The organism is Achromobacter sp. NPDC008082, from assembly GCF_042957345.1.
GTDB lineage: Bacteria > Pseudomonadota > Gammaproteobacteria > Burkholderiales > Burkholderiaceae_B > Achromobacter > Achromobacter kerstersii_A.
The window spans coordinates 786,195-808,964 of the sequence record NZ_JBIBIB010000002.1; the positions used below are offsets into that span (position 1 = coordinate 786,195).

The following is a 22,770-nucleotide window of genomic DNA, read 5'->3' on the forward strand; positions in this document are numbered from 1 at the left end:
TCAATCCCCAAAGGAACGCTACGCATGACCACCCGATTGGCCTCCGCGCTGCCTTATGCCGCCTTGACCTTGGCGGGGGCGCTTTGCATGGCGAGCGCCCACGCCGCTGACCCGTTCGCCGCGTGCCTTGCGCAATTGCGCGGCCCTGCGCTGAAAGCAGGCGTGTCCGGCGCCACCTTCGACACGCACACCGCCGGCCTGACGCCCGACATGGCGGTGATTGACCTGCTGGACGCCCAGCCCGAATTCAAAACGCCCATCTGGGATTACATGGCCGGGCTGGTCGACGACGAGCGCGTGGCGGACGGCAAGGCGGGCATGGCGCGCTGGCAGTCCGACCTGAACCGCGCCGCCTCGCGCTATGGCGTAGACCCGGCCACCATTGCGGCGGTGTGGGGCGTGGAAAGCAATTTCGGGCGCACGCTGGGCGGCCGGCCGCTGCTGACGTCGCTATCCACGTTGTCGTGCTTCGGCCGCCGCCAGGCGTACTTCCGGGGCGAGTTTTTCTCGACGTTAAAGATCATCCAGGACGAGCACATCGCGCCCGACCGGCTGGTGGGCTCCTGGGCGGGCGCGTTCGGGCAGACGCAGTTCATGCCGTCCACCTACTTGCGTTTGGCCGTGGATTTTGATGGCGATGGCCGCCGCGATCTGGTGGACAGCGTGCCCGATGCGCTGGCGTCCACCGCCAATTTCTTGAAGCGCGCGGGCTGGAATTCGTCGCTGGCCTGGGGCTACGAGGTCAAGCTGCCCGGCGGCTTGGACACGGCGGGGGCGGGGCGCAAGAACAAGCGTCCGATGTCGTCGTGGGCCAAGCAAGGGGTGACGCGGGTGGACGGGCAAGCCTTGCCTGCCGGCGACACGCCCGCCGGCCTGCTGCTGCCCGCCGGCCGTAACGGCCCGGCCTTCCTGGTCACGCGCAACTTCGATGCGCTGTATTCGTACAACGCCGCGGAAAGCTATGCGCTGGCCATCGCGCATCTTTCGGATCGGCTGCGCGGCGGCGGGCCGCTCGTTCAAGCCTGGCCGACCGATGACCCCGGCCTGTCGCGGGCGGAACGGCGTGAGCTGCAACGGCTGCTGATTGCCAAAGGCTATGACGTTGGCGAACCCGATGGCATGATCGGCGCCCGCACGCGCCAGGCCTTGCAGGCTGCCCAGCGGGAACTGGGCTTGCCCGCGGATGGCCGCGCGGGGCAGAAGGCGCTGAAGGCGCTGAAAGCCGCTGCCGCGGACAAGCGTCCCGGTTAAAGCCCGCCAGATTTACAAGTTTTGCAAAGATCCGGCCCCCGGTAACGGGGCTGACATGCGTTACGCCAGCCACCGCCCTATACTGGTTTTCCGATTTTTCAGGAGCACGGTGATGAGTCTGTTGGATACCTTGGCCTCGATGGCCGGTGGCGGTCAGCAAGGGGGCTCCGCGTCATTGCTGCCTGCCCTGATCGAACAATTGAATAAGTACCCGGGTGGGCTGAGCGGCCTGATCGCCAGCTTCCAGAAGGGCGGTTTAAGCGAAATTGTGGCGTCCTGGGTCGGCACGGGCCAGAACCTGCCGGTCAGCCCCGACCAGCTTGGCGCGGTGCTTGACCCCGGCGTTGTCAATGAACTGGCCGCCAAAACCGGCCAGGACACGGATTCCGTCTTGGGTTCGCTGTCGTCCCTGCTGCCGCAACTGGTCGACAAGGCCACGCCGCAAGGCGAGGTGCAGCCCGGCCAGCCCTTCAACCCGACCGACCTGCTGGCCTCGCTGGGCGGCTTGTTCGGTAACCGCGGTTAAAGACGGGACGGGATCTTCTCCTGACACGCCGTCTGCTTGCATCCCCCACCCGCCGGCGCCTGTTTCAGGCGCTGGCGCTGGGCGCCTTGGCCCCGCTGGCCGCCTGCGCGCCGCCCCTGTCCCTGAACGCCACGTTTCTGCAACTGTGGCGCAGCCACCTGGATCTGAAGCCTGAAGACTGGCGCGTGCGTCTGTCGGCCTATCGCCGGCTGGGCTGCCGCGAGATCTTCCTGCAATGGGTGGGCCTGGAAGGCGGCCGTCCGGACGACTGGATGGCGCCCGACGCCGTGCTGCGCATGATCTTTGACGAAGCCGAACACCAGGGGCTGGGCGTGCACGTGGGCCTGCCTTATGACCAGCGCTGGTGGGATGTGCTGGCGGGCAAGGACAAGGCGGCGTTTACCGCCTATCTGGATCAGACGCGCGCCCGGGGCGTGGCGTATATGGAATCCGCGCCCTGGCCCAAGCGCCGCGCGTTTCGCGGCTGGTATCTGCCCTACGAACTTGAGCAATACAACTGGGCATCCGAAGCCCGGCAGGCGCAGCTGATTCCTTGGCTGGACGCGTTTTCGCGCACGGCGCAGGCAACCAGCCGGGGCGTGCCATGCATTTCCACGTATCACAGCCGCCTGCCCACCGATGGCTCGCTGATGAAGCTGTGGAGCGGCATTCTGGATCGCGTGCGCATCCATCCGATGATTCAGGACGGCGTGGGTGTGGCGGGCTTGGCGAACTATCAGGCGCTGGCGCCGCTGCACGACATGCTGCTGGCGCGCCGCGCCTCGTTTGACCTGATCCTGGAGCTGTTCGAAGAGCTGCCGTCGGGCAGCACTGATGGCTCTACCTTCAAGGCGCGTTCGGCCGACTTTGACCGCGTGAAACAGCAGTGGGAAGTGGCTCGCGGCTACGGCGCCAAGCGCGTCGTGGCGTTCGCCATGGAACCTTGGGTGATCGACAACACGCCCGAGGCGCGCGCGCTGATGCGTGCGTGGCTGGCGGCGCGCGTTTAAGCGCGCCGGCCCGGCTTAATTGAAGCTGCGGCCGATGATTTCCAGCATGACTTCACTGGTGCCGCCAAAGATGCGCAACGCGCGCGCGTCCACCCACGCGCGGCCGATGCCGTATTCCGCCATATACCCGTAGCCGCCGTACATTTGCAGCAGGTCGTCCAACACGCGCCCCTGGATTTCGGTGGCGTTCAGCTTGGCGATGGCGGCGGTGGTGGGGTCCAGTTCGCCTTCCATCTGCCGCGCCAGGCAATCGTCCAGGAACACGCGCAGCATGGTCGTTTGCGCACGTGCATTGGCCAGTTTGAAGCGGGTGTTTTGGTAGTCGATGACGCGGCGGCTGAAGACCTTGCGGTCGCGCGTGTACTGCGCGGCTTCATCCAGCATGCCTTCGACCGAGGCCGCCGCGCGCAAGGCGATGGCCAGCCGTTCGCGGGCGAGTTCGCGCGTCATATATTCGAAGGCGGCGTTCTCCAGGCCCAGCAGGCAATCCGCTGGCACGCGGACATCGTCAAAGTACAGCTCGCAGGTGTCCTGGCTGTGCTGGCCAATCTTGTTCAACGCGGTGCCCTTGGTGTAGCCGGGCAGATTTTCTTCAATGCAGAATAGCGACAAGCCCCGCGCACCCAGGTCGGGGTCGGTGCTGGCCAGCACGATCGCCAGGCCGGCGTTCACGCCATTGGTGATGAACGTTTTCTGGCCGCTCAGCACGTAGTCGTCGCCATCGCGGCGTGCGCGGGTGCGGATGGCTTTCAGGTCGCTGCCCGCGCCGGGTTCAGTCAGCGCAATGGCGCCGACGATGTCGCCCCGCGTCATGGCGGGCAGCCAGCGGTCTTTCTGGGCGTCAGTGCCGAAGTTCAGCAGATAGGGCGACACCATGTCCGAGTGAATCGAAAAGCCGATGCCCAGGAAATTGGCATGCGCCAGCTCTTCGATCACGACGGCGGAATGGCCGAAGTCACCGCCCAGTCCGTAAGGATCGGGCAGCGCGCAGTTGAGCAGGCCTTCGTCGCCGGCCCGCTTCCACAGCGCGCGCGGCGTGACGCCGGCCTTTTCCCATTCGGCGTAGTGGGGCGCGATTTCGCTGGCGACAAAGCGCCGCACTTGGTCGCGGAACAGTTCGTGGTCATCCCGGAATACGCGTCGCATGATGCCTCCTTAGCGGCTGTACGGGTCCGTGGCGCTGACCTGCCCGCTCAGGACGGGCGCGGCGGCGCTGCCGGTCAGGAACAGGCTGTAGTGGTCGCCGGGTTGCAGCGCGGGCAACGGTTGCGGGGGCGAGACCGCCGCGCCGCAGCCCGTGGCCAAGGTGGCGCTGACCGGGTTGATGGCGCGGGCGGCGGCGGCGCCGGGTTTGACGTCCTGGAACAGTACGGGGCCGGACGGGCTCACGCTCAATTGCCCCGCCGCGCAATCGGCCGCCAGGTTATAGAAGCGCAATTCCGCCTTCAGCGCGTCCTGCGCGCCGTTGCTGTCGTCGATAACGGTGAACGTCAGCGTGCCGCCGTCGCGCTTGGGAATCAGCGTGCTGAAGGTGTCAGGCGCGACCTGCAATGTGGCGGCCGGCTTGCCATCGACCTGCACGGTGAAGGGCTGATTGCCTTTGACGATGGCGTAGGTGGTGGCAGGCTTGGCCGCGCCGGGTTCCTGCGCCGGGCCGTTGGCGATCTGCACGCGCAACGGCGTTGCGTCAGGGTTCACGACGCGCACGAAAGACGAACCAGCGGGCGGACGGGCGGCGTACAACTGCGCGAACGCGCCTTCGGCCGCCGCGTTGCCGGCCAGTGCGGTCAGCGCAATGGCCACCGCCAAGCGGGAAGGGATGAACATGATTCAAGACTCCGGTTTTTTGCTGAGGCGGGCGTCCAGGTACAGGCGCGCCAGCTGTTTGCGATCCGCCTTGTCTGTGCTGGTCGTGGGGAAGCGATGGCAGGCGACAAGCTCTGACGGGATCATGTAGGGCGGCAGACGGCGGCCCAGCACGGCTTTCCACTCGTGCAGGTCTGGCGGCAGCGGCTGCACGCCGTCAGGCCCCGCGACCGCCGGTTCAACAAAGCCGATCAGCCGCACAATGGCGCCGTCGGCGCGGCGCAGCGCAACGGTGGCGCCTGCGCGCACGCCGGGCAGCGTGGCGATGGCGGCATCAATCTCGGCGAGTTCAATGCGGTAACCATGCAGCTTGATCTGGTCGTCGATGCGGCCGCGGAAAGTGACCAGGCCTTGATCATCGATTTCGCCCAAATCCCCGCTGCGATAGCCGCGTTTGCCGTTGCGCGTGAACATGCGGGTGGCGTTCAGGTCGGGGCGGTTCAAGTAGCCGCGCATGACGTGGTCGCCCGCGATGCTGATTTCCCCGTTCTCGATGAACACGTCGGCATAGGGTTTGGCGCGGCCGATGGGAAACGGGTTCGGCGCGGCGGCGCGCAGGGCAGCGTCGATTTCGACCCACGTCGTTGAGCAGGTGGCTTCGGTCGGCCCGTAGGAATTGATGATGCGCACATCCGGAAAGCGCTGCCACAATTCTTCCGCCATCGGCGGCGTCAGCGATTCGGCGCCAAAGACGAAGACGCGCAAGTCGGGCAGGTGGACGTGATTGAAATCGGGGTTGAACAACTGCTGGCGCACGAACGACGGCGTGGATGCCCAGACGTTGATGCGCGTGTCCGCCAAATATTTGATGAACGCGTCGCGCTCGGCGATGACCTCGCGCGGGCACAGCACGCACGTGCCGCCCAGCGCCAGCGCACCCACCCAGTTGAACAGCGAGAAATCGAAGCTGAACAGCATCTGGTCCATGAACGCGGGGGCCGTGCCCAGGTTCAGGCAATCTTGAATCCAGCCGGCAAACAGCGTGACGCTTTCGCGGCCGATCTGCACGCCTTTCGGGTCGCCCGTGCTGCCCGACGTGAACATTACGTAGGCCAGGTCTTTCTCGGCCAGCGGCGCGGGCGCGTCGCTGGCGGGTAAAAAGGTGCCGGCTTGCGCGTCATAGCGCAGCCCGGCGTTGACCAGTTGGCCGATGCGCGCAATGCGTTCGGGCGGGTTGATCACGTCCACCGGCACGAACGGCACGCCCAGCCGCAGGCATCCCAGTATCGCCACCAGAAACGCCGCTTCCTTGTGGCCGGATATTGCCAGCGGCGCGGCGTCGTGGCCGCCCACCACGCCGGCCTGGCCCGCCGCCCGTATCCAGGCGTCGGTGGCGGCTTTCAATTCGCTCCACGTCATGGCGCCTTGCGCGTCCACTACCGCCACGGCGTCGGCGTTTGTGGTGAGGCCGGTGAAGTCGTAGGTGCTGAAATCGAAACGCATCTGCCGTTCTCCTGACTGCGTGCGGGCGCCTTCAGGCGCGGCCATTCTCCGCGATGAAGGCGGCAAGGGTGTGCACCGATTCCAGATGCACGTCGATTTCGGTCGGCGGAATCTTGCAGCCGAACTCACGTTCGACGGCCAGCGCCAAGTCGACGGCGGCCAGCGAATCCACCAGACCGGAATCGATCAGCAGGGTGTCCGGGTCGACCTTGGTCAGGATGATGCCTTCGATGATGTCGGCGACTTTGGTTTCGATGGTCTTGATGTCCATTGCATGCTCCGTGACCGCACGGCGGTCAGAATTGGAAATAGAGGAAACGGGTTTCCTTGTGCAGGTTTACCAGGCAGAGAAACAGCAGCGCCAGCATGACGACAAGCCATGCGGTGTTGGGGCGCCACCGCATGAACGCGCGCGGCGCTTCCTGCGGTTTGAACAGCGCTGGCGAATAGCGGCCCAGGATCTGGTGCGCGTTGGGCGTGAACCAGGCGATGCCCAGCAGCACAATCGTGTACAGCAATTGCATGTGATGGCCCACGATAACGCGCCACGCGTCGCCCCAGGCCAGGCCCGCCACATGCGTGGACAGGTCCAGTGATTCCATGCCGCGTGCGCCCACCATGCCCTGCATCAGCAGCATCGCATCCCCCACGCCATGCGCGCGGAAAAACGCCTGCGCGATCAGCACGGCCACGAACGTCAGCAGGATGCAGGCGGCGCGTTTGATCACGCCCACCTGGCGCGCCGCGGCCGGCTTGCGGCCCACCACGAAAATGCGCCACGCATGGTTCACCGACAGGTACATGGCGTGCAGCAGGCCGAACACAATGAACTGAAAGCCCGCGCCGTGCCACACGCCGGCCAGCGTCATCGTGAACAGCGTGGGCACCACGATGCTGCTGGCAAACCCGCCGGGTGTGCGGATGCCTGCGGAGCCCACGGGCAGGTTGTGATCCGTGCGCCATTTCGACACCGCCATCGCCACCGGGTAGTACAGGTACGCCGTGATGTAGCGCGTTAGCGTCATGTGCCAGCGCGCCCAGAAGTCGATGATACTGCTGGCCTTGTAGGGCGAATTGAAATTCAGCGGGAAGCGGATGCCAAACATTTTGGCCAAGCCCAGCGCCATGTCCGAATAGCCCGAGAAATCAAAATACAGCTGCAAGGCGTAGCAGACGCTGGCGCCCCACGAGCCCCAGAACATCAGCTCGCCAGGTGCGGCGAAACCCGCGTCGGCATAGGGCGCAATGCCGTCGGCCAGCAGCACTTTCTTGGCCAGTCCGATCGTGAACAGCATCGCGCCCACTGACAGGTTTTCGGCCTTGAAGCGGTAGTTTTCCGGCTGCGCGAACTGCGGCATCATTTCTTTGTGATGCAGGATCGGGCCGGCGATCAGGTGCGGAAAGAACGTCACAAACAGCACGTAGCTGAGCAGGCTGCGTTCTTTCACCACGCCCGCCTTGCAGTCGAGCAGGTAGCCGATCTGCGTGAAGGTAAAGAACGAAATACCCAGCGGCAGGATGATGTCGTCCATCGTCGTGCTGGTCATGCCCAGGTCTGTCAGGAAGTTCAGCAGCGTGGCGAAGTACTTGTAGTGAAACAGCAGCACCAGGTCGGCGCCCACGCCGAACGCGACGATCATGCTTTGCCATTTCGGGCGCGCGGTGTTGTGCAGGATCAACTGGCTGATGAGGTAGTTGAACGCAATGGACCCGGCTAGCAGCACCACGAACTGCGGGTTCCACCAGCCATAGAACACCAGGGATGTCAGGCACAGCCACAGCGCAGCCAGGCGCACGTTCAGCGGGCCCACCGCGTAGTACACGGCCAGCGTGACGGGCAGGAAGATCAGCAGGAACAGGTAGGAATTAAATAGCATTTGGGTTCGCTACGGCAGGCGGGCCAGCACGGCTTTTTCGTCCGCGGTCAGCGGCAGGGACAAGGCGTTTTCCGAGAATTCCCAGATCAGCAGCTTCAGGCTCTTGGGCCATTGCTCACGCTGGTTCAACGCCATCTGCAACGCGCCCGAGAACTGCCCGCCGTCCAGGCTCATGTTCCAGACTTCGCGGCCCAGGCCCATGCCCAGCCGTTCGGCGAACTGGCTGCGGCGGCCGTTGGACGTGCCCGCCAGCAGCACCTCTACCGGCGGCGCGTCATCCAGCAGGCCGCCCGCGCGCACGGGTTCGATCTTTTGTTCCGACACCACTTCCAGCTCGGGACGCCAGCCGGGCCGCGCCTGCTCGAGGCCGGACAGCACGATCAAGTCGCCCATGCGTGGCGCGGGCGGGGCGGGCGGTTCGGTCTTGAATGCTTGATTGCCGGGGCCTTGTAAAAGGGGCAAGGCCGCCTCGGCCACGCGGGTGGCGGCGGCTTGCGCGCCTTGCGCGTTCATGTGGACGTCGGTGCGGAAAAAGCGGGGGGCGGGCGCGGCTTGCAGTGCGTCACGCAAGTCCACAAAAGGCACGCCTTGCTCGCGCAGCGCGTTCTGCCAGGCGTCCAGCGTCTGGCGCATCGGCAGCGATACCGGCAGGCCGCAAAGCCGGTCGGCTTCGACGCGCGATTTATCGGGCACCGCCACGACCAGCACCTGCACCTGCTTTTGACGCAGCGCATCCACCCAATGCCGCATCAGCCGCAGGCGTTCATTGAAGACATGAACGCCCGGCGGCGGACGCAGCCCGTCGCGATAGAACAGCCACTGCGGGCAACCCATGGCGACCTGATCGCCCAAGTCGCCCAGCGCGCGATACCGCAACGACGCGTTCCACGTGTCGAGCGCCGTCTGCATGGGCATGTGCAGCGCCTTGTTCAAGACGCTGCCGGCCGAGCCATCTTTCCATGCAGACGGGGCGACCTCTGCCGGGTTGATTTTGGCTTTGACCAGGCACCACGCGCCCCAGCCCATGCCCAGCGCCAGCAGCACGGCGACGACGGCCGCGTGCAGCCGATGGCTGGGCAGGGCAGGTTTGTTGTCGGACGGCTCCACGGCGTTACCGGGCGGCGGCGGTGCCAGCGGCTTGGCCAACGGCGGCCTTCATGCGGCTGCGCCACGTGTCGGCGCTGAGGATGGACGCGTTGTCCCACAGCCCCTTGGCGTCAGGCCCTTGCGAGTACGTCGGCTCAAACATCTGCCAGACCAGCACCTGCGGCTTGTTCTGCTTGAAGGCGGGCGACTCCAGGTATTCCAGCAGCATGATCCAGTGGCCGACGTTGCCGGGCTTCCAATTCACCGACACGGGGCGGTCCAGCGCGTTGGACAGCTTTTGCGGAAAGCCGAAGTACGGCTGCACCATGCTGTGCCCCGTCACGTGCACGGGGGCGGGCGCATCGTCCAGCAGGCTCTGATTGTCGGCCTGGCGGCGCACGGTGAAGGTTTCGCGGCCCGCTTGTTTGCGTTGGTCCGGCGTCAGGAACAGTTCGGCCAGATCGCCATAGCGGCGTTCATTCACTACGCTGCCCAGCGGCATGCCGGTGCCGGGCTTGCCCGCCAGTGTTTTCACATCCTGCTTGATACGTTGCGCAAGCGCTTCGGCGGTGGCGTCGGCCGCGGCTTGCGTCCAATGCTGGTCGGTGCGGTAGAACACGTCCTGTCCGCCGTCCTTCACCCGCTTGAGCACGGCTTCGTCGTCAAACGTCGACACGCCGGCCTGCTTGAGCTTGTCTTGAATGGTCTGATAGCGCTTCTTCACGTCAGCGCTCAACGCCTTTCCGTCGGGCAGCTTGTCTTGGTAGAAGAGCGTCTTGTCCGGCAGCACCAGCACTTCCAGCTGGATGCCCTTGGCCGCCAGCGCATCGCGGGTTTCGCGCACCAGCTGCGTCGCGGCATCGATGCCGCGCGAATCGACTTGGGTCAGGCTGCCCCAGCCCGGGAACAGCCAGTTGTCTTTACCCTGGATCACGATGGACGAGCCCTCTTGCGCGTGCGCGGCCACGGCCAGCAGCGCGGCGGAAAACCCAAGCGCCATGCGGCGGGAAAAGGGGGAGGTGATTTTCATGAAGACAGGCTCCTTGATCGTGGCGGTGTGGCGTGTCGTCAGTACGACAACGTCAGGTTGATGAACAGGCCCCGGGCCCGGTCAGCCGCGCCGCCGCCAATGTTGAATCGGTATTGCGTAGTCAGGTCCAGATAAGACCGGGGCGCGTTGTAATGGTCTTCGCGGAACCAGTATCGGATGTTGAAGCCCGGGCCCGCGCCCATGGACCACGATGAGCCGTTGCCCAGCAGGTTGTAGGAATCGGTGCCGTCGATATCCAGCCCCGATACGCGGTTGCGGTTCGACAGCCAGTCCGCGCCGATCACGGCGTACGGGAAGAACACCAGGCGGTCGCTGATCGCGTCCACGCGATAGCTTCGGCCCACGCGCAATTCACCGGCGCCGAAGGCCTGGTCGCGCTTGAGCTTGCCCGATGACTTGTCGCCGTCCACACCCGTGGCGTTGTCGCGCAGCCAGAGCTTGGCATTCATGTCTTGCCACGAATAGCCGGCCTGCACATAGCCTTCCATCGTGAACCAGTCGGGGCGGTCGATGCGCAGCGTGGTGCCTTCGTACAAGCCATAGGTGACATACGCCAGCCAACCGCCGCTGCCCGCATCGGTCTGGTAGTGCGCGGTTTGGTTGTCGCGGTTCAGCGCGCAGCGCAAGCGGGAAGGGTCGGGGCTGAACGTGCCACGCCGAGTGGCCGTGCCCAGGTTGAACTGGCGTTCCAGGCCAAAGGTCAGCCCCACTTCGGTAGACGGCGTGAAGCGCATGCCCAACGAGCCCACCGTGGTGGGAATGCCTGCCAGCCCCTGGTTGGTGGTTTCGTTGATGTCGATGCTGCCGCCGCAAGGATCAGACACCGTCTGGCTCGTCGTCTTGCCGCCCTTGTCATACAGCGTGTTGGACAAGCGGCCGTACAGCTCGAAGGTCTGCGTGGACGAGTTCAAGAAGTCCGACGGACGCCAGAAAATTTCGGCGGTGCTGAACACGGCATCGCCCGGTACGGTGACGGCGGCGCCACCCAGCCCCGACGACGCGGGCCGCGCGCCGCGATAACCGGCCGAGAAATAGCCACCCCATTCGCGCGACAAGCCCCCGATGCCGTTGCGCGTGTCAAAGCGCTGCTGGGGCGTCAGTTCCAGTTTTCCGGCATCCGCTTCATCGATGGCTTCCTTCAGTTTTTCGACCGCGCCGCGCTTGTCGCCCACGCCAGACAACGCATAGCCCTCGTCCAGAATGACCGTGGGCGGCGCCTTGCCGGTGGCGCGGGCCGCCTGAAAATCTTGCAGCGCCAGCTTGGGCTGCTTCATGCGTTGATGCAGATAGCCGCGCTGCATCAGCAGGGTGGGGTCATCAGGTTGCGCCGCTAGCGCGTCGCTCATGCGCTGATTGGCTTCGGCCAGTTGCTGGGGGTTGCCTGCCGCCAGTGTGGTGGTCAGCAGGCGTTGCAGTTCTTTGTTGGCGGGGTCTTGGTCGGCGGCCTTGCGCGCCTGCGTAATGGCTTCTTGATAGTCTTCGCGCGCGTAGGCCGCATAGGCCAGCGCGGCGGGGCCGCCGCTGCCGGCCGCATCCGACGGCAACAGCTCGCACGAGGTGCCGTAGGGCGTGTCGCGGCAATCCTGCACGGGGGCCGGGTAGTTCGCCAGCGTCAAGGTGGCGGGTACGGCGGGTCTTGATCGTGCGCGTTTGATGCGAGCATCGGCGGCCTCGTCTTTGGCGTCCTTGGCGCCCTTGGCGCTCAAGGGCTGAACCAGGGCAAGCGCGCGCGCGTTCTCCCCCGCAGCCAACGATGCATCGGCGGCAATCAGGCGGATGTTTCGCTTCTGGTCGTCGTCCAGCCAATCTTGTTTGAGCGCGGCGTCGAAGTCCTGGTTGGCCAGATCGGTCTTGCCCTGGCGCTGGCGCAGATAGCCGCGCATGACAAGCGCCACGGTGTTCTCGTCGTCCTGCTTCATGGCGTCGGTCGCGGCGTCTTCGGCGGCCGCCAGCTGGTTGTCCAGCATCAGCGCCGTCATCAGCAGCAAGCGGTGGCTGGCGGTGTCGGGCGCCAACGCGACGGCCTGACGCGCAAGCGGCACGGCATCGCCCGGCCGGTTGGCGATCAGCGCCTGATAGCCTTCTTCGGCCGGCTTCACCGCCATGCGCCGTTTCATCGTCTGGCGCCGTGCGGTCAGGTCGTTCTTGTTGGGCGCGCCCAGCGCAATGGCCTTGTCCGCTGCGGCCTCGGCCTCGGCATACAGGTTCTGAGCTTCCAGCGCGTCCAGCCACAGCATCGCCCATGCGCCTTGCTTGGGGTCGATACGGAAAGCTTGTTCCGCGCCGCGCGCCGCTGCTTTGTAGTCAGCGCGGTTGTAGTCGGCGTACGCGCGGGTGGCGATGGGAAAGCCGCGTTGGTAGGCTGACGAAGGGGCAGCGCCACCCGCAGCACGGGGAGCAGGCCGCGCGCTGGTTTGCGGCCGCAGGTTGGCGCGCGCTTGGCGCAGGGCCGGCGTGTCCAGGCCATTCTTGATAGCGTCGGCTGCGGCCTGATCCGCCTCTTTCAGCTTGCCTTGTTTTTGCAGCGAATAAATCAGCAGCAGGCGCAACCGTTCCACATCGGGCCGCAACGCGATGGCGGACTCCGCCTGCTGCTGCGCCAGTTCGTACTTGCCCGCGTCGTAGTTCTTGTAGCCTTCGTCGGCAAACTGCCAGGCCGCGCCTTCCAGCGGCGCTTCCGCTTTGGTCTGCGTACTGGTCTGCTTGTTGGCTTGGGGGTTGGCTTGCGTGTTTGCTTGCGTGTTTGCTTGCGCCAGCGCGGCCACGGGCGCGGCGGTCCATACGCTGGCCAGCGCGGCGGACAACAGGAGCGTACGGGTCAGCGGAGTCATGGGGTCGCGGGTTTTTCTTCGGAATGCGGGGGCGGCGCATCGGCTTCGCCCGCTTGTTGAAAATCAATGGCTTCGTTCAACGTGCGTTCGTCCAGCCAGCCTTGTTCCATCAGAATCTTGCCCAATGGTTTTTTCTCGCGCGCTTGAATTTCCAGCGCGCGCGCCAGCGTGTCCTGATCGATGGCCTGCCAGGACAGCAGCAATTCGCCCAGCCGCTTGCGCTGCTGCGACAGCTGATCGGTGCTGGGGAAGTCATGCATGGTCTTGTCCCAGGCCAGGCGCTTGCCGGTGATCAGATGCACGATGAACAGCCGCCACGCGCGCGCCGCCGCCATGGCGTTGATGAAGTTGCCCACGATCATCCGCGGGATCGACAGCATGGCGTGTTCCCACCCATACATGTGGCCGACGAAGTACGCGCGCTGCACCACGCGCAGCAAGAGCGCGACGGCGTTGATCCACATCAGCGTCACCAGCCAGCCGCCCGGCTTGAAGTAGGACGGGTAATACACCGTCCACCAGCCGAATTTGTCGGCCAGGAAGAACAGAAAGAAATTGGCCAGCAGCACATACGCAAGGATCGCGATGAACGAAGTGACCAGGCCCTTGCGATCTCTGAACAACAGATACTTCGTGGCAAATGATCCCGTCCAGCCCACTTGCTGCCAGCCTTGCAAACCAATGCCCAAGGTCCAGCGGGCCTTTTGGCGATAGGCGGTGCGGAACGTGTTGGGAAAATACTCACGCACGCCCAGCGGCATGCGGATGGTGGATATTTTTTCAGGCCCGAGGCCAAACCAGGAGTCTCGGCGCGTGACGTATTCCACGCGGAACTTGCCGAAGATCTGCTTCATGCCGCGCTGGGCCAGGCGCGCGCCGATGTCGTAGTCTTCGGTCAGCGTATCGGTGTTGAAGGGCTGGTTATTCGTTTCGGCGGCCAGCGATTCCAATGCATGGCGCGAAAAGCACGTGCCTACGCCGGCCGACGGCACCATCCTGGACAGGCTTTCGCGCACCACCAGGTCTTTCGTGTGCCACTCGGCGAACTCATCCATGTAGGTGCCTGCCACCAGCTCATACCAATGGCGCTCCAGCGATGTCACCGGCAGCTGGATGAAGTCGATGCGCGGCAGCAGGTAGTTGTAGTACTTGAGTTCCAGCGGGTGCAGCACGTCTTCGCTGTCATGCAGGATGACGCCGGCAAACGGCTCGGGCTGTTTCTCGTTTTGCGCAAAGATGGCCTGCACGATCCAGTTCAGGCAATCGGCTTTGCAGGTCGGGCCGTCGTGCGGCACTTCCACGCGCACCAGTTGGCGATAGCGCCGCCGCATCCTCTCCACTTCATCAATCGTTCGTTGGTCGTTTTGATACGTGCCAACGAAGATCATGTAGTTCTTGTATTCCAGCGTGGACACCATGGTTTCAAGCATCGACGAGATCACGTCGTACTCCAGCCATGCGGGCACCATGATGGCCAGCGGCTGCTCCGGCTTTTGGCGCAGTTGCTCGGCGGTAAGCGGCGCGTAGCGGCGCTTGACCGTCAGCGAACGCTTCAGCTCGCGCAGCCAGAACCAGCCGTCGATGAACAGATCATCCAGGCTTGAGAGCAGGATGATCACGCCCACGACGGCGGTCACGACTTCCAGCCCGCGGTAGTAATCCGCGATGAAGTAGGGCCAGTAAAGCGAGGACATGGCGCTTCCGGTTTACGTGTTGTCCTTGTTCTTCCTGCGGTTCACCCGCAACGCGACGATCAGGATCAGGATCAGCACCAGCATGCTGATGCTGATGGCCGGCACGCTCCACGAGATATAACGGCGCCATTCAAAGAAAGCGCTTTCGCCAGCGCCGGGCGGGTGGCTGGCGTCGGGGCTGGCGCTGTCGATCCACGCCACCGGCCCCGCAGCGCCGATGATGGCGACGTTGCCGCGGTTCAGCACGAAGGGCGCATCCAGCATGCCCGGATGCTGGCCCAGCGTGTGCCACAGCAAGCCGTCTTGCCCGCTGCCGCGGATGACTTCGGCGGTGCTCAGATGATCCAGGCCAGAAATATCGAGCCAGGTCGCGGCTTTGCCGTCCACCTTCAGTTGCTTGCGGTCGGTGACCTGAACCATGGGCTTGGCGCCGTCCACCGCCACTTCCATCGCCAGGAAGGGCCGGGTGGGTTTAACGGCCTGACCGGCCGGCGTCACCGACAATTCCGCCCGCGTGGCCGATACGCCGCTGGCGGACGCGATGCCGATCACGCGCTTGATGTTGTCGGGCGCGTCGGCCAGGTAGCTGTCGGGGATGATCAGTTGCGGCGAGCCTGCCAGCAGCGGCAAGAGCCCGACGAAGGTGCCGTCGGGTTCGGCGCGCTCAGGCTTCACGTAGCTGGTCGGCAATACATTGACCGGGTAGCCCTGGGGGATTTCATTGCAATCCACGGAAACCGGCTGACGCTGGAACGTCACGCGCACAGCGTTGGTGACGCCCAGCGCATAGCCAGGCACACGCGCCGTCAGACGTTCGGGCTTGCCGTCCGCGTCCAGCTGCTTGGCCGACAGCAGGATGCCATTCCAGAAAACCGACGCCACGGGCCGGGTCGACGAGGCGCCGGGCGCGGCCGCCAGGTCCATCACCAGCTCGCCGGGCATGCGGCCGTCGGCGGACACGGCGGCCAGCGGGAACGTCGCGTTCCAGTCACCGCGCGCGACCACATCGAAGCTGTCTGCCGAACCGCCCAACGTGGTCAGACGCAGCCCGCCATCGGCGAAGGTCTGCGGCGGCGTGGCGGTCTTTACGTTGACCTGCCGCGTGGCCAGGATGCGGCGCCACGCGGTGTCGAAGACGCCCGCGCCTTGCGCGCCGGCGTCGGCCGCAATGGCGATGACGGCCTGACGGCCCAGCGCCAACAGCCGAATGTCTTTAGACGGCAGGTCTGCGCCGGCCAGCGGCATGCGCTGCTGGCGCCACGCCTTGAACGCGTCGGCGGCATCGCTGTCGGACGCCAGTTGCGCCTGCAAGGCGTCCAGCGCGTCGTTGTAGCGGGTGCGCAGCGAGGCGTCGGCGATCACGACGTCGCCACTGACGGCGGGCGCGCCCAGCACGAGCAGCGCGCCGATCTCGGCGGGGCTGGCCAGCTTGTGCTTCTCTTGGTTCGCCACTGCTGCAAACGCGGGAACCTGGTCCAGGCCCGCGGGCATTTGCAGGCCACGCGTATCGACCTCGTCGCCAACGGACGGGAACGCGCGTACCGACACGCGCTTGCCCGTGCGCTCCATGGCCACGCCGATGCGCCATGCGCTGTCGAACGCTTGCGAGTCCAGTTTTTTGCTGGCGACCATCAGCACCGGCTTGCCGGGCAGCGTGCCCCACGCGTCGTCAAGATTGCCGATCGCCGACGCGTCGTAGCGGTAACTCAGCCGGGTTTGCGGCGAAATGGTCAGCGCGTTTGCGGTGGCGCGATTGCTTTCGCAATGCCGGAGCGCAATTTCCGATTGCCAGTCCACCCCCAGGCGCAAGAAGCCCGACTCGCGGCTGCGGCGCTCAACCGCCAGACTGCGCGTGACGGTGCCGTCGCCGTCGGCAATGCGCTGGGCCGATTGCGGCACGCCATCCACCCACAGCACCATGCTCGTGCGGCCCGGCTCGCCCTTGGTGTATTTGGCGTCAAAGTTCAGCGTGGCGTCCGAGATGGGCACGCCGCGCGGCACGGGCAGGTAGAAGTCCTGCCGGGCGTCGCTGTTGCTGAGCACGACCGGTTCACTGATCCCCAGATCTTGCAGCGTGGTGTTGCGCGTCACCCAGTCATCGCTTTGCAGGCGGCGCAAGGCATCGCCGGCGGGGCTGGCCATCGCGGTCAGCGGCAGCAGCAGGCCGGCGGCCATCAAGGCGCGGCACAGGGTACGGGCAATGGGGTGGGGCAGGGCAGGGTGGGGCATGGGGGCTCCGGCAGAATGCGTCGCGGGGGGCATCAGGCAAAAGGGGCGGCAGCCGATCCGTAAGGATCAAACTCCGACACGGCGCGGCCGCATAGTGCGTCCACGATGCGTTGGCTGGCGCGGCCGTCGCCATAAGGGTTGATGCGTCGCGAGAACGACGCATGCAGTTCAGGGTGGTCCAGCAGGCGGCTCACCTCGGTCACGATGCGCCGCGTATCAGTGCCAACCAGCGCCACCGTTCCGGCTTGCACGGCTTCAGGGCGCTCGGTGACGTCGCGCATCACCAGCACGGGCTTGCCCAGATACGGCGCTTCTTCCTGCACCCCGCCCGAGTCGGTCAGGATGAGATAGGCGCGCTGCATGAACCAGACGAAATCCAGGTAATCCAGGGGATCGATCAGATGCACGTGCGACAAGCCGGCCAGTTCCTTCATCACCACATTGCGCACCTGCGGATTCAAGTGCACGGGATAAACGATTTGCAGGTCGTCGCGTTGCGCGAGTTCGGCCAGCGCCGCGCAGATGTTCTTGAAGCCATCGCCAAAGCTCTCGCGCCGATGGCCCGTGACCAGCAGCAGGCGCCGCGACGGGTCGATCCAGTCGTATCGGGCTTCGAGCTGCTGCGCCAACGCGCCTTGCGGCTCGAGTTTGGCGCAGGTCATCGCCAGGGCGTCGATCACCGTGTTGCCGGTAATGGTGATCCGGCCCGCCAGGTTTTCGCGCATCAGATTGGCGCGTGACTGCGCCGTGGGCGCGAACAGCCAGTCGCCCACCGCGTCCACGACGCGCCGGTTCATTTCTTCGGGAAAGGGCATCGCCAGATTGCCCGTGCGCAAGCCGGCTTCGACGTGGCCAATGCGCACACGTCGGTGAAATGAGGCCAAGGCGCACGCGGACGCGGTGCTCGTATCCCCGTGCACCAGGACGCAGTCGGGCTGTTCGGCCTCGAGCACGCTGTCCACCCGGCTGATCAGCCGCGCGTACAGTCCGTTCAATGTTTGATTGGGCACCATGATGTCCAGGTCATGTTGGGCGCGCAGATCAAACAGCGCCAATACCTGGTCCAGCATTTCCCGGTGCTGGCCCGTCACGCAAACCACGCTCTGGATTTCCGGCTCCTGCTGAAGCGCGGTCACCAACGGCGCCATCTTGATGGCCTCGGGGCGGGTGCCGAAAATGGAAAGGACTTTCATCGCAAGAGTGACCTCACAGACGCCGGTGGCTTTTCCTTGTTTGATTATGTCTTGAAAGCATTCGTAATATGTGACGGATTATTTCGGATCTCGATGAGATTGCCGACATGTTCAGTCAATGATTGCGATAGCCGCTGAATGCCTTCATAGACAAAATAGGGCCAGACTTGATGGCAGCGGGTTTTGAAATCCCGCGCGGATCGCCCAGCTGTTACCGATAGTTGCTTGGGAAAATGTCGTGGTCGGGCAACAAGGGTCTAAAAGATACCTTGTTTAAGCCCCTTGTTCGGCGCGTGCCGCGTCAAGGATTGCAAAGCTGCTGTGCAGGAAAGGGGTGGAAATTTCTCTACGCTGGGCGCAAAAAAAATGGCCAACTCCGAAGAGTTGGCCATTTGCTAAAGCACTGTGCAATAAAGCGGAATTTGGTGGAGCCGGGGGGAATTGAACCCCCGTCCGCAAGCCCTCTGCAATCAGTTCTACATGCGTAGTCGATTTATTTAGTTTTAACTTTGGACTTAGCCAACCGACAGGCCGGACCAAAGCGATTCACGTAATTTAAATCTGAGCCGTGTGACCCCAGCGCAGACCGATTCCTTGTGAATGTCGCTGCTGTGGTTCGAGGGTTACCCCCCTAGGAAGTTGCCTTCCTCCACCTGACCCAAGGACAGATCAGTGCAGCGGCTCACCGCTTAAGCGGCGAGAGCGAAACGCTCGTCGTTGGCGTTTGTAGTGTTTCCAGTGGTTTAACGAGCGAACTGGTGCTCGGCATGCCCTGAGTTGTTTCGCGACCCACGTCGAATCCGGATCGGCCCCAAGAACTTTCTATTGTACTGGTAAACGTCATAGCCTGCTGCATTTCCGCAGAGCCACCCGTCAAGGCGTGGCGCGGCGGGCATGCGCAAGGGGTCAGGCGGCGTTGGCGCAGGCTGTTTTGGCTGGCGCGCGAGGGCGTGACGCGGCCATCAGCACAAAGGCCAATCCCACCGAAATCGCCACGATGACGGCGGCGGCCCAGCCCAGCGACGCCAGTCCGTAGTGGTCGATGACGTTGCCACCCACCACGGCGCCCAGGCCGATGCCGATGTTGGCGCCCGAGATGTTCAAAGACGCGGCAAAGGCGGGCGCTTCGGGCGCCGCTTTCATCAGGCGCACGTGGCACACGATGAACAACGCGGCTTGCGCGATGCCCCAGATGCCTAGCGCGATTGCCAACAGCCCGTGCGATTGCATCACCGGCGCCACGAAGGCCAGGCCGGCCGCCATCATGGATGAAAACAACGCGGTGGCGCCCAGCGGGCTGCGGTCAACCATGCGCCCGCCCAGCGTATTGCCGATGAGCCCCACGCCGCCAAACGCCATCATCGTCCAGCCAACAATCTGGCCATTGAACCCGGCCAGACGTTCAAGCATGTCCGCCAGATACGTATAGGCCGTGAACATGCCGGTAAACACCAGCAGCGACAGCATCACGTGGCCCAGCACGATCGGGTTGCGCAGAATGCGCAGCTGCGTGACCAATTTGACGCTGTCGGCGCGGATGCGCGTGCTGGGGAAGGTGAGCAGCAGCAACAGCGCCTTGGCGAAGGCGACGCCCGACAGGACCCAGAACGCGGCGCGCCAACCGAATGCGTCCGAAATCAGCACGCCAATGGGAATGCCGAACACGGTGGCGGCGACGATGCCGAACGCGACCATGGAAATCGCACGTCCTGCACGAGCCGGGCCCACCAGTTCCACCGCCGTGGCGCTGGCCAGCGACCAGAACACCGGCAGCGCCAGCGCGGGCACGAAGCGGGCCACCGCCATGACCCAGATGTTCGGCGCCATGGCCGCCACGGCGTTGGACACGCCAAACAGCACCAGCACGCCGATGAACAGGCGCTTGCGTTCCATGTTGGCCATCATGGCCGTCAGCAGCGGGCCGGTCGCCGCCACGGTGAACGCGAACAGAGAAACCAGCAATCCTGCCTGCGACACGGTGACGTCCAGGTCACGGGCAAGGCCGGGCAGCAGCCCGACGATCAGGAATTCGGTGGTCAGAATGGTGAAACCGGCGGCAGAAAGTAGCAGGATGGGCAAAAGCATAGGCATTCCTCTGGCGCGATGCCGGATGGCAGCGCGCGGGGGCAGGGCGTTGTAGGCGGACTAAAAGGTCAAAGGTGCGCGGCGCGGTATGGCCAGAGCACGGTGCACGTCGGCAATAAGCCGTCGGCGGGGAGGGATGTTGTTGCGAAAGGGGGCTTGCGCAACACCGGCGTCAGCCGGAATGGCAATCGGTAAGCGCCCGAATGCCACGCATGGTTCACACTTTAGGGGAGTTCGGAATCCGGATAAAGGGGTCGAGTCCGGATAGATTGTTCGTGCAGGTCAACCAATAGGCGCGAACCGGTGTCAGAAAGCGGGCAGGGGCCAGACACGGCCCCCACGCTTTAGGCGATCAACGCACGTCGGCAGGCAACAGCGGTTCGATGGCGGCCCAGAGTTCTTCAGGCGTGTAGGCGCAGGTTTCGGCTTCCCACGCCGTGATGTTGTCGTCTTCACCCACGTAACCGTAGGCGGCCGCAACGGCGGGCATGCCTGCCGCGTGCGCGGCCTGGATGTCGCGCAGATCGTCACCCACATACACGCAGCGGTCCGTGGCGAAACCGGCTTCCCGCGCAGCATGCTGTAGCGGCAGCGGGTGCGGCTTGGCGTGGGCGGTGGTGTCGCCGCAGACCAGCACAGCGCTGTCGCGCGTCAGGTCCAGGAATTCGACGATCGGCAAGGTCAGGTACGTGACCTTGTTGGTGACGATGCCCCACGACAGGCCACGGCGGCGGATGTCGGACAGCAGCCCTTCGATGCCCGGAAACAGCTTGCTGTGGACGGTTGAATTCGCGGCGTAGTCTTCCAGGAACTGCAAGCGCGTCGGCTCGTAATCCGGGTCGCCAGGTTTCAAGTCCAGCGCGACGCGCAGCAGGCCGCGCGCGCCTTGCGAGGCCACGGGGCGCAACGCTTCGTAGGCCATCGGTTCCAGGCCGCGGCGCGTGCGCTGCTGGTTGGCGGCGGCGGCCAGGTCAGGGGCGGTGTCGGCCAGGGTGCCGTCGAAGTCGAACAGAATCAGGGCGCTCATTTGCGGGTAGCCATCAGGTAGTTAACCGACGTGTCGGACGACAAGGTGTAGATCTGGGTAATGGGGTTGTATTCCATGCCGCGCATGCTGATGGGCTCAAGGCTGGCGGCGCGGGCTGCGGCGGACAGTTCGCTGGGTTTGATGAACTGGTCGTAGCTATGCGTGCCGCGCGGCAGCAGGCGCAGTACGTATTCGGCGCCCACGATGGCGAACAAAAACGACTTGGCGTTGCGGTTCAGTGTCGAAAAGAACACCCAGCCGCCCGGTTTCACAAGCGTCGAGCAAGCGCGCACGATCGAGGCCGGGTCCGGCACGTGTTCCAGCATTTCCATGCAGGTGACCACGTCGTACTGGCCGGGCTGCTCCGCCGCCAGTTCTTCGACGGGCACCTTGCGGTATTCCACCTTCACGCCCGATTCCAGGCCATGCAGGCGCGCCACCTTCAGGGATTTGTCGGCCAGATCGATGCCGGTCACGTCTGCACCGCCACGCGCCATGGCTTCAGACAGAATGCCGCCACCGCAGCCCACGTCCAGCACCTTCTTGCCGGCGAGGCTGCCCGCGCATTCCTGAATCCATTCCAGGCGCAGCGGATTGATCGCATGCAGCGGCTTGAACTCGCTTTCGGGGTCCCACCAGCGGCTGGCCAGGGCGCTGAACTTGTCGAGTTCAGCCTGATCGGCGTTGACGGCAGGGCGATCGGAGTCGTGAATTTGCGTGGTCATGGGAAGGTCCAGCGAAAGGCGACGCTATATATATAGAGGGGCCCGTCCGCGCGAGGGCGGGGCGGCTACGCGCCATGGCACCGCATTGGTGCATGACGGACGAAAAAAAGGGCCTCGCTATGCGAGGCCCCTTATTGTAGCTAGTCCGGCAATTACTTGCGGCTACCCACGATTTCGATTTCAACGCGACGGTTTTGGGCACGGCCCTCTTTCGTCTTGTTGGAAGCGATCGGGTTCAGCTCACCCTTGCCTTCCGTGTAGATACGGTTCGGGTCGATGCCCTTGCTGACCAGGTAGGTCTTGACCGAAGCGGCGCGGCGCTCGGACAGCTTCTGGTTGTAGGCTTCCGTGCCGATCGAGTCGGTGTGGCCAACAGCAATGATGGTTTCCAGCTCGATACCGCGAGCTTGCTGGGCGACTTGGTCCAGCAATTGACGGCCTTCGGGCTTCAGGGTCGACTTGTCGAAGTCGAAGAACGTGTCAGCATTGAACACGACCTTTGCCGCCATCGGGGCCGGCTTCGCCTTCTGTTGTGCAACCGGGACACCGTCGCAACCGGGGATGCCGGTGGCAGGGGTCCAGAAAGCATCGCGCCAGCACAGTTCGTTCGTACCGTTTTTCCAAACGTTACCGAACGGGTTGCGCCAGTTGTCCACGGTTTGCGCGGAAGCTACACCAGAGGCCGTGACGGCGGCGAAGGCGAGCGCCAGAGCGAATTTGGAGGGTTTGTTCATGTTTCTCCTCGTTGAGCTTGAAGCTGGATAAGTGACTCGCAGCGAACCCCCGCCGCATATCAGGAAAACGGGGCCAGTATAGCAACGCCAAGAGCTGGTTCAAAGGAATAGCTACTGGGTTTCCTGCGTGCTGGAAACAATC

At 64.4% G+C, this 22,770-nt stretch carries 18 protein-coding genes and 1 other RNA gene; 3 read left to right on the top strand and 16 right to left on the bottom strand.

Translation table 11 applies throughout. The annotated features are described in order from the left end of the window. Window positions 1-24 precede the first annotated feature (24 nt). The 3 genes from ACFZAI_RS10595 (at window position 25) to ACFZAI_RS10605 (ending at window position 2,787) form a co-directional block, all read left to right on the top strand. A complete protein-coding gene (locus ACFZAI_RS10595; RefSeq protein ID WP_391566850.1) occupies window positions 25-1,251 on the top strand; it encodes a lytic murein transglycosylase in 1,227 nt (408 codons plus the stop codon). A gap of 112 nt (window positions 1,252-1,363) precedes the next feature. Continuing rightward, on the top strand, window positions 1,364-1,777 hold the full coding sequence (locus ACFZAI_RS10600) for a YidB family protein (RefSeq protein WP_054423777.1): 414 nt from the start codon (window positions 1,364-1,366) through the stop codon (window positions 1,775-1,777). Window positions 1,778-1,863: 86 nt separating this feature from the next. Next, window positions 1,864-2,787 (top strand): DUF4434 domain-containing protein, encoded by a 924-nt coding sequence (locus ACFZAI_RS10605; RefSeq protein WP_391566852.1) that lies wholly within the window; start codon window positions 1,864-1,866, stop codon window positions 2,785-2,787. 15 nt (window positions 2,788-2,802) lie between these two features. Here the strand turns inward: ACFZAI_RS10605 and ACFZAI_RS10610 are convergent, their stop codons facing one another. The 16 genes from ACFZAI_RS10610 to ompA form a co-directional block, all read right to left on the bottom strand. Next, the gene (locus ACFZAI_RS10610) at window positions 2,803-3,933 is read right to left on the bottom strand and encodes an acyl-CoA dehydrogenase family protein (protein ID WP_391566854.1); all 1,131 of its coding nucleotides are present in this window, start codon (window positions 3,931-3,933) and stop codon (window positions 2,803-2,805) included. Between the two features lie 9 nt (window positions 3,934-3,942). Beyond that, window positions 3,943-4,614 (bottom strand): alginate O-acetyltransferase AlgF, encoded by a 672-nt coding sequence (locus tag ACFZAI_RS10615; RefSeq protein WP_391566855.1) that lies wholly within the window; start codon window positions 4,612-4,614, stop codon window positions 3,943-3,945. 3 nt (window positions 4,615-4,617) lie between these two features. Next, complete coding sequence (locus tag ACFZAI_RS10620; RefSeq protein WP_391566856.1) at window positions 4,618-6,096, bottom strand: AMP-binding protein; 1,479 nt, start codon at window positions 6,094-6,096, stop codon at window positions 4,618-4,620. Window positions 6,097-6,127: 31 nt separating this feature from the next. Then, entirely contained in the window at window positions 6,128-6,367 is a 240-nt protein-coding gene (locus tag ACFZAI_RS10625) for an acyl carrier protein (protein ID WP_391566857.1), read from the bottom strand. Window positions 6,368-6,392: 25 nt separating this feature from the next. Further along, window positions 6,393-7,973 (bottom strand): MBOAT family O-acyltransferase, encoded by a 1,581-nt coding sequence (locus ACFZAI_RS10630; RefSeq protein WP_391566858.1) that lies wholly within the window; start codon window positions 7,971-7,973, stop codon window positions 6,393-6,395. Between the two features lie 9 nt (window positions 7,974-7,982). Further along, window positions 7,983-9,080: a cell division protein FtsQ gene (locus tag ACFZAI_RS10635; protein ID WP_391567105.1), complete on the bottom strand. Its 1,098-nt coding sequence runs from the start codon at window positions 9,078-9,080 to the stop codon at window positions 7,983-7,985. 4 nt (window positions 9,081-9,084) lie between these two features. Further along, window positions 9,085-10,089, bottom strand: coding sequence for a twin-arginine translocation pathway signal (locus ACFZAI_RS10640; protein ID WP_391566859.1), 1,005 nt, complete (start codon window positions 10,087-10,089; stop codon window positions 9,085-9,087). Between the two features lie 38 nt (window positions 10,090-10,127). Continuing rightward, entirely contained in the window at window positions 10,128-12,941 is a 2,814-nt protein-coding gene (locus ACFZAI_RS10645) for a hypothetical protein (RefSeq protein WP_391566860.1), read from the bottom strand. Next, entirely contained in the window at window positions 12,938-14,635 is a 1,698-nt protein-coding gene (locus ACFZAI_RS10650) for a glycosyl transferase family protein (RefSeq protein WP_391566861.1), read from the bottom strand. The genes ACFZAI_RS10645 and ACFZAI_RS10650 overlap by 4 nt, the downstream gene beginning before the upstream one ends. 12 nt (window positions 14,636-14,647) lie before the next feature. Further along, window positions 14,648-16,864 carry a hypothetical protein gene (locus tag ACFZAI_RS10655; protein WP_391566862.1) on the bottom strand — a complete coding sequence of 739 codons (2,217 nt, stop codon included), beginning with the start codon at window positions 16,862-16,864 and terminating at the stop codon, window positions 14,648-14,650. A 32-nt stretch (window positions 16,865-16,896) separates the two neighbouring features. Further along, window positions 16,897-18,057, bottom strand: a complete 1,161-nt coding sequence (wecB, locus tag ACFZAI_RS10660; protein ID WP_391566863.1) for a non-hydrolyzing UDP-N-acetylglucosamine 2-epimerase — start codon at window positions 18,055-18,057, stop codon at window positions 16,897-16,899. 423 nt (window positions 18,058-18,480) lie between these two features. Beyond that, window positions 18,481-18,870: a transfer-messenger RNA gene (gene ssrA, locus ACFZAI_RS10665) on the bottom strand. Between the two features lie 93 nt (window positions 18,871-18,963). Beyond that, window positions 18,964-20,142: an MFS transporter gene (locus ACFZAI_RS10670; protein WP_391566865.1), complete on the bottom strand. Its 1,179-nt coding sequence runs from the start codon at window positions 20,140-20,142 to the stop codon at window positions 18,964-18,966. Between the two features lie 352 nt (window positions 20,143-20,494). After that, window positions 20,495-21,169, bottom strand: a complete 675-nt coding sequence (locus tag ACFZAI_RS10675; RefSeq protein ID WP_391566866.1) for an HAD-IA family hydrolase — start codon at window positions 21,167-21,169, stop codon at window positions 20,495-20,497. Further along, window positions 21,166-21,894, bottom strand: coding sequence for a bifunctional 2-polyprenyl-6-hydroxyphenol methylase/3-demethylubiquinol 3-O-methyltransferase UbiG (gene ubiG / locus ACFZAI_RS10680; protein WP_391566867.1), 729 nt, complete (start codon window positions 21,892-21,894; stop codon window positions 21,166-21,168). The genes ACFZAI_RS10675 and ubiG overlap by 4 nt, the downstream gene beginning before the upstream one ends. 152 nt (window positions 21,895-22,046) lie before the next feature. After that, a complete protein-coding gene (gene ompA, locus ACFZAI_RS10685) occupies window positions 22,047-22,628 on the bottom strand; it encodes an outer membrane protein OmpA (protein WP_006218200.1) in 582 nt (193 codons plus the stop codon). Between the last annotated feature and the right edge of the window lie 142 nt (window positions 22,629-22,770).

Bases quoted from the DNA above. Each gene is read 5' to 3' on its own strand.
- ACFZAI_RS10630 (WP_391566858.1), bottom strand. From the start codon at position 7,973: ATGCTATTTAATTCCTACCTGTTCCTGCTGATCTTCCTGCCCGTCACG.
- ACFZAI_RS10610 (WP_391566854.1), bottom strand. From the start codon at position 3,933: ATGCGACGCGTATTCCGGGATGACCACGAACTGTTCCGCGACCAAGTG.
- ompA (WP_006218200.1), bottom strand. From the start codon at position 22,628: ATGAACAAACCCTCCAAATTCGCTCTGGCGCTCGCCTTCGCCGCCGTC.
- ACFZAI_RS10595 (WP_391566850.1), top strand. From the start codon at position 25: ATGACCACCCGATTGGCCTCCGCGCTGCCTTATGCCGCCTTGACCTTG.
- ACFZAI_RS10670 (WP_391566865.1), bottom strand. From the start codon at position 20,142: ATGCTTTTGCCCATCCTGCTACTTTCTGCCGCCGGTTTCACCATTCTG.
- ACFZAI_RS10615 (WP_391566855.1), bottom strand. From the start codon at position 4,614: ATGTTCATCCCTTCCCGCTTGGCGGTGGCCATTGCGCTGACCGCACTG.
- ACFZAI_RS10640 (WP_391566859.1), bottom strand. From the start codon at position 10,089: ATGAAAATCACCTCCCCCTTTTCCCGCCGCATGGCGCTTGGGTTTTCC.
- ACFZAI_RS10620 (WP_391566856.1), bottom strand. From the start codon at position 6,096: ATGCGTTTCGATTTCAGCACCTACGACTTCACCGGCCTCACCACAAAC.
- ACFZAI_RS10655 (WP_391566862.1), bottom strand. From the start codon at position 16,864: ATGCCCCACCCTGCCCTGCCCCACCCCATTGCCCGTACCCTGTGCCGC.
- ACFZAI_RS10675 (WP_391566866.1), bottom strand. From the start codon at position 21,169: ATGAGCGCCCTGATTCTGTTCGACTTCGACGGCACCCTGGCCGACACC.
- ACFZAI_RS10645 (WP_391566860.1), bottom strand. From the start codon at position 12,941: ATGACTCCGCTGACCCGTACGCTCCTGTTGTCCGCCGCGCTGGCCAGC.
- ACFZAI_RS10600 (WP_054423777.1), top strand. From the start codon at position 1,364: ATGAGTCTGTTGGATACCTTGGCCTCGATGGCCGGTGGCGGTCAGCAA.
- wecB (WP_391566863.1), bottom strand. From the start codon at position 18,057: ATGAAAGTCCTTTCCATTTTCGGCACCCGCCCCGAGGCCATCAAGATG.
- ubiG (WP_391566867.1), bottom strand. From the start codon at position 21,894: ATGACCACGCAAATTCACGACTCCGATCGCCCTGCCGTCAACGCCGAT.
- ACFZAI_RS10625 (WP_391566857.1), bottom strand. From the start codon at position 6,367: ATGGACATCAAGACCATCGAAACCAAAGTCGCCGACATCATCGAAGGC.
- ACFZAI_RS10650 (WP_391566861.1), bottom strand. From the start codon at position 14,635: ATGTCCTCGCTTTACTGGCCCTACTTCATCGCGGATTACTACCGCGGG.